Below are 3,145 nucleotides of genomic sequence, written 5' to 3'. Positions count from 1 at the left end.
TCAAGCTATTTACTTTCTTTCAAATAAAAATAATGTAAAACAACAGCCAGTTAAAACAAACAAAACTTCTTTTAATATCTCTGATGCAATTCTACATGCTTATAAACGCTAAACATCTTCATAAATCCCATATAAAACAAGCTACAGTAACTAACCTAAAGGCCCCTCTAAACAAACACACTATCTAAACATCACCTTACACAAAAAAGCTCCAATCTCGGAGCGGAATTAAAAATCTCATAATATAAGCGTATAACCATTCTATATTTGTATTTTTTGCTTGAAATGCACTTTATGTTAACTCATGTGCTTCTTCAACGAAGAGAATTAAGATGAAAAAGCGATTATAAATAAAATTCCCTCTAAATATCATCTGTTATTCAACCAAGGGAGCAATTTTTCATGTTTAAAGATGTTTTCAGTTTCTAAAATAGTTTGAGGAAGAAGAATATCAATGGAATCTATTAATGAGTTTAAAGCTTGTTGGACGAATCCATTCTCAAATTGATCTAATGGTCCAGGTAACTCATCTTCATCTAATATGAAATAATCCCCATTAGGAAGGACCATAATATCAATAATTAAATCCTCAAACGATACCAAATTATCCGTGATATATGTATTTTTTACAATATTGAAATAGGCGCCTAAATACTTCCCATTATTATCCCTCCAAATGTATAAATTAAAGGGTCTGTCTTTCCAGTAATATGCCAGTGTATAGCTACCTTTAGGAATAGTTAATTTATTTTGGTTTGCTATCATGGTAAAGGAATTTAGTACTTTATGAAAAAGCACAGTCTTTTGATTGTCGATTTTTAATTGGATACATTTATGCTCAACAATTGTGGAGTCATATCTTATTTTCCTTTCTATTACTTTATGTCGATATTGAATAGTTGGCGTACTTAAATGAACCATTGTTTTAGTTTCCCCTTTCTATGTCGATAATATGATTTACGTTAACTAGCCTTTTATAAAAAAATTAATGCCTTATTCAATAGTGGACGGGTTACTTGAATAAGATCTGATCATTTAAAGAAAGGTATATATTAGTTAAACCTAAGAAATATAAATTGTCCTCATCTTCAAGTTTTTTTACTTTTGTTAAAAACTAAGCTACTATTATAACTTGAAAAAATGTTAAAATGTTTAAAATAATTACATAAATAATGGAGAAAGGTTTAAAGAAGAAAAGAGAAACTAGTTTGAAATGAGGAAATTAAAGTGAGTACAATTAAAAAGCAAAAAACGAATAAGCTTATTATGGTTTCACGAGCAGTACTGGTTATAATTGGGGCATTTATAACAGCGTATGGACTAGAAGCAGTATTAATCCCAAATAATGTGTCAGACGGTGGTGTAACAGGTCTAAGTATCGTTGGTTCGAAATTAATTGGATTACCTTTAGGACTTCTAATTGCAGTGTTAAATATTCCATTTGTATTTTTAGGATATAAACAAATTGGTAGAAGGTTTGCTATTTATTCGGTTATCGGTATTGCTTCACTAGCAATTGGTACTAGCCTTATGCACCGTGTACCAACGATTATTCAAGGGGATACATTGTTAGTAACCGTTGTTGGTGGTATTATCATTGGTTTTGGAATGGGATTAGCACTAAGAAATGGTGGCGCATTAGATGGGATTGATATGTTAGCCGTGCTACTTTCTAGAAAATTACCTTTTGGAACGAGTGACCTTATCTTATTTTTAAATATGTTTATTTTTATTGTTGTTTCAACAGTATTCGGTCTTCAAGGAGCTATCTTATCAGCAATTGCTTACTTTATAGCTTCTAAAGTAATTCATATTGTCGAAGAAGGATTAAGCGGTTCTAAAACCTTTAAAATTATCACAAATCAACCGGAATTAATGGTTGAGACAATTCGTGATCGCTTAGGCCGTGGAGCAACATACACACTAGCTCAAGGTGGTTATTCAAATGAAAAATTCAAAGAAATTACTTGTGTGATTAACCGTTTAGAGGAAAGTAAAATGAAAGAAATTATTCATGAAATTGATGAAAATGCCTTTGTTGCAGTATATGATGTAGCAGAAATTAAAGGTGGTAATTTCAAAAAACATGATATTCATTAATTAAATAAACAACTAAAAAGGTTTTCCATTTGGAAATCTTTTTTTGTTCTTATAAGGTCCATTATGTTAATAAAAAGTCCTTTTTACTGTTTAAAATGTTCTTCAACTAGGAAGTAGGTTGGTTGAAGAACAGGTAGTCCTCCTTAAGAAGTGATAACTTACATTTGAGTGATTTTTAATGAATAGGTAAAATATTAAAAAATGATTTTGAAGAAGCTGCCTAAAATAAATAAGCTACTAAAGAGTAGCTTGTTTATTTCTACACGTTTAATTCTGGCTTTTGGGTCAATGGTTTAATGTATTTAGTTAATAGCCAGCGTGAGATTGGTCCAACAATTAATAACTGTGATGGGAGTGCTACAATAAAGTTTAGACCAACTGTTTTAAGATACACTGTGAAAATTGAACCTTCAATTCCTATCATTAATGCAGTTAAAATAACTCCGTATACTGACATAATAAGAACCATCGCAGGGACCATACAAAAAGCAATAGCTATAATAAAGTTGGTTCTTTTCGATTTATCATAGGGTAGCGATAATGCCAATTTACGTGCTTTCGGTTCAACTAATGACTCTACGATAAAAGCTATGATAAATGTTACGATAAATTGAAGCACTGCACTCCCTACTGTAAACGATGAAACTCCGTGTAAAACTGTGTTGTAAATTGACATAATAAGAACCATTCCAAAACACATAAATAGTCCAAAAATAATACCTTCTTTTTTATTACTAGGCAAATAAAAACATCCTTTCTTTTAACGAATAAATGTAATTATATATGTCCAAAAATTTTTACATAAGTGACATTTTTATGACTTTTATTTTAGGTTATGTTAAATTACATTGTTGTTTTAACGTAAAAAATAAACTTGTACCAGAGGATTTATGTTAACTAAATTCATTTGTTCTGAAAATAGCAAAAACAAATTGCTATGAAAAATAGCGAAAAAGGGAGATTTCGAGAGTAAACATGAGATGAAAGAGGCTTTCATTTCGTTTGTTTTCGTTTTCATAGCCCAATTTCGACTTTGTGAAAATAG

General features: G+C 30.4%; 3 protein-coding genes. 1 reads left to right on the top strand and 2 read right to left on the bottom strand.

What is annotated here, in order from left to right:
* Positions 1 to 369 precede the first annotated feature (369 nt).
* Complete coding sequence (locus BFA01S_RS21190; RefSeq protein WP_066235574.1) at positions 370 to 921, bottom strand: ribonuclease FAU-1 family protein; 552 nt, start codon at positions 919 to 921, stop codon at positions 370 to 372.
* Between the two features lie 345 nt (positions 922 to 1,266).
* Between BFA01S_RS21190 and BFA01S_RS21185 the strand changes: the two genes are divergently transcribed.
* Positions 1,267 to 2,100 (top strand): YitT family protein, encoded by an 834-nt coding sequence (locus tag BFA01S_RS21185; protein WP_066235576.1) that lies wholly within the window; start codon positions 1,267 to 1,269, stop codon positions 2,098 to 2,100.
* Between the two features lie 259 nt (positions 2,101 to 2,359).
* On the opposite strand, the gene BFA01S_RS21180 is transcribed toward BFA01S_RS21185, so the two are convergent.
* A complete protein-coding gene (locus tag BFA01S_RS21180) occupies positions 2,360 to 2,842 on the bottom strand; it encodes a DUF2798 domain-containing protein (protein WP_066235572.1) in 483 nt (160 codons plus the stop codon).
* Positions 2,843 to 3,145 lie beyond the last annotated feature (303 nt).

Source organism: Metabacillus fastidiosus NBRC 101226 (genome assembly GCF_001591625.1).
GTDB classification, from domain to species: domain Bacteria; phylum Bacillota; class Bacilli; order Bacillales; family Bacillaceae; genus Metabacillus; species Metabacillus fastidiosus.
The sequence above is the reverse complement of the archived record's forward strand: the minus strand, read 5'-3'. Positions and strand labels throughout refer to the sequence as shown.